General features: G+C 34.5%; 3 protein-coding genes. All 3 read right to left on the bottom strand.

From position 1 onward, the window contains the following. Positions 1-42: 42 nt before the first annotated feature. Positions 43-240: a 50S ribosomal protein L35 gene (gene rpmI / locus DIU01_RS00780; RefSeq protein WP_011921545.1), complete on the bottom strand. Its 198-nt coding sequence runs from the start codon at positions 238-240 to the stop codon at positions 43-45. Between the two features lie 66 nt (positions 241-306). Next, on the bottom strand, positions 307-855 hold the full coding sequence (gene infC, locus DIU01_RS00775) for a translation initiation factor IF-3 (protein ID WP_290831363.1): 549 nt from the start codon (positions 853-855) through the stop codon (positions 307-309). 22 nt (positions 856-877) lie between these two features. Next, positions 878-2,824, bottom strand: a complete 1,947-nt coding sequence (thrS, locus tag DIU01_RS00770; RefSeq protein WP_290831362.1) for a threonine--tRNA ligase — start codon at positions 2,822-2,824, stop codon at positions 878-880. Positions 2,825-3,340 lie beyond the last annotated feature (516 nt).

Raw genomic sequence — 3,340 nt, 5'->3', positions numbered from 1 at the left:
ATATTTAAGTCGTAATACTTAATACTTAAATCTTAATACTAATTATATAATTCTTAATTGTTGTTTAATGCTTTTCTCATCTGTTTTGTGAACCAAAGCAGAATGCGTTAAAGCTAATTTACGCTTCTTAGACTTTTTAGTCAAGATGTGGCTTTTGAAAGCGTGTTTTCTCTTGATTTTTCCAGAACCAGTAACTTTGAATCGTTTCTTGGCGCTAGATTTTGTTTTCATTTTAGGCATAATTTCCCTAATTTATTTAAATTTAACTTACTTACTTATTTTTAATATCAGATAGAATTCTGAGTATTACTTCTTTTTCTTCGGAGCGATGTACATAATCATTCTCTTTCCTTCAAGGACAGGTAATGCTTCTACTTTTCCGTGGTCTTCTAGATCTTGAGCCAAACGTAATAATAATATTTGACCTTGCTCTTTATAGATGATTGAACGTCCTTTAAAGAATACAAATGCTTTCAATTTAGATCCTTCTTTAAGGAACTTCTCAGCATTTTTTCTTTTAAATTCATAATCATGCTCATCAGTTTGCGGTCCAAAACGAATTTCTTTTACTACAATCTGGGTAGATTTAGCTTTCAATTCTTTATCACGCTTCTTTTGCATGTAAACAAACTTTTTATAGTCCATTATCTTACATACAGGTGGTTCGGCATTTGGAGAAATTTCTACCAAATCCAATTCTAATTGATCAGCAAGACGCATAGCATCTGCTGTTTTAAAAATACCTGGTTCTACATTGTCTCCAACAAGACGTACTTCAGGCACACGAATAAAATTGTTTATTCTGTGTTCATCTTTTTTTTCTACTCGAGGTTGATAACCTCTGTTGTTTCTAATTGCTATGGCGTAATTATTTTAGTTAAACTTCAAATGTTTTTAATGTTTTGGCAACTTCTTCGTTTACAATTTTTACAAATTCATCAATTGTAACCGTGATATTTCCTTTTCCTTCTTGTCCATGACGACGAATAGAAACGGTTCCGTTTTTTTCTTCTTCCTCACCTATGATAAGCATGAACGGCATTTTTTGAATTTCTGCATCCCTGATTTTCTTACCAATAGTCTCGTTGCGGTTGTCAATTAGGGCGCGAATTTCGTGATTTTCTAGCAGATTTAAAACTTTTTTAGCATAATTTTCATATTTCTCGCTTAAAGATAATATAATAGCTTGTTCAGGCATCAACCAAAGTGGGAAATTTCCTGCTGTATGTTCCAGTAAAATTGCTATAAATCGTTCCATTGATCCAAATGGAGCTCTGTGAATCATAACTGGCCTGTGAAGTTTATCATCAGCACCTTTATAAGTCAAGTCAAAACGCTCCGGAAGATTGTAATCCACCTGAATAGTTCCAAGTTGCCATTGTCTTCCAAGCGCATCTTTAACCATAAAGTCTAATTTTGGGCCGTAAAATGCAGCTTCACCATATTCTACAACTGTATTCAATCCTTTGTCTGCTGCTGCATTGATAATAGCATTTTCAGCTTTTTCCCAATTCTCGTCGCTACCTATATATTTATCTCTATTTTCTTGATCACGCAACGAAATCTGAGCAGTAAAATTCTCAAATCCTAACGAACCAAATACATATAATACAAGGTCAATTACTTTTTTAAACTCTTCATCCAATTGTTCTGGAGTACAGAAAATGTGCGCATCATCCTGAGTAAATCCTCGTACACGAGTTAAACCGTGAAGTTCACCAGACTGTTCGTAGCGATACACTGTTCCAAATTCAGCATAACGTTTTGGTAAATCTTTGTATGACCACGGTCTTACGTTGTAGATTTCACAGTGATGCGGACAGTTCATCGGTTTCAACAAGAATTCTTCTCCTTCTGCAGGTGTAGTTATTGGCTGAAAACTATCTGCACCGTATTTTGCATAATGTCCAGAAGTTACATAAAGTTCTTTCTGACCAATATGTGGCGTTACAACTTGTTCGTAGCCACCTTTTTTCTGAGCTTTCTTTAAAAACTGTTCCAATCTATCTCTCAAAGCAGCACCTTTTGGTAACCATAATGGTAAACCTTGACCAACTTTTTGAGAGAAAGCAAACAATTCAAGCTCTTTACCCAGTTTTCTATGGTCTCTGCGTTTTGCTTCTTCAAGTAACTCTAAGTATTCAGTTAAATCTTTTTGTTTTGGGAATGAAACTCCGTAAACACGAGTCAACTGCTTGTTTTTCTCGTCACCACGCCAATAAGCACCAGCAACACTCATTATCTTCATAGCTTTTATAATTCCTGTATTTGGAATATGGCCACCACGACACAAATCAAAAAAGTTAGCATGATCACAAAAAGTAATCGTTCCATCTTCTAAGTTAGAAATCAACTCAGTCTTATATTCATTATCTTTATAAGTCTCCAAAGCTTCTGCCTTAGAAACTGCACGCATCTTAAATTCATGCTTTTCTCGAGAAACCTCTAAAACTCTATCTTCAATAGCTTTAAAATCGGCATCCGTTATTTTGTTATCGCCAAAATCCACATCATAATAAAATCCATTATCAATCGCTGGTCCAAGAGTCAATTTAATACCATTGTATTTCTCCTCCAAAACCTGAGCCATAACGTGTGAAGTAGAATGCCAAAAAGCTTTTTTACCTTCTTTATCATTCCACGTATATAATATGAGTGAACCATCGGTCGTCAATTCCGTCGAAGTTTCTATAGTTGTACCATTAAAAGCAGCCGAAATCACGTTTCTTGCTAATCCTTCACTGATGCTTTTTGCAACATCCATCGGAGTCGAACCATTTTCGAACTCCTTAATCGAACCGTCAGGTAGAGTAATCTTTATCATTCCTTATATTTTATGGAATGCAAATATAGAAGATTAACAAAACCCACACAATATATATAGGTATAATAGTAAGTATTTTTTTCAGGAGCGAAAGGTTTGGGCATTTTCTGCAATCCATTTACCCGCTTTCGCTACAATAAAAGCCGTTTTTAAGAAAAAACGGCTTTTATTTTCACTACAATCGGGGCTATTTAGGTAATCCATTTGAGAAGACATCCGATTTTTAAAGGCCATTTCGTTGCAAATCCACAATCAATAAAAAAAAGACAAAAAAACTTTGCTAAACAACAATCACAAAACCAGCGAATTAAAAAATAGTTTCAAAAAAGGTTTAGAAAAGACTTGCGAGATTGAAAAAGATGCTTACTTTTGCACCCGCATTAAGGCAGACGTTCACTAACAAATACTGAAAAAAACTTAAAAAAAGATTTGCACAGAATGATAAAAGGTTTTACCTTTGCCATCCGCAAAACGCTGAGAGTTTTTTGAAAGAATGAGAGTAAAAAAGAAAAAAAA

It is taken from the genome of Flavobacterium sp., from assembly GCF_003525665.1.
GTDB lineage: Bacteria > Bacteroidota > Bacteroidia > Flavobacteriales > Flavobacteriaceae > Flavobacterium.
This window is presented reverse-complemented; position numbering and strand designations above follow the sequence as displayed.

Excerpts from the sequence above, each read along its gene's own strand:
- rpmI (WP_011921545.1), bottom strand. The coding sequence starts at position 240 with ATGCCTAAAATGAAAACAAAATCTAGCGCCAAGAAACGATTCAAAGTT.
- thrS (WP_290831362.1), bottom strand. The coding sequence starts at position 2,824 with ATGATAAAGATTACTCTACCTGACGGTTCGATTAAGGAGTTCGAAAAT.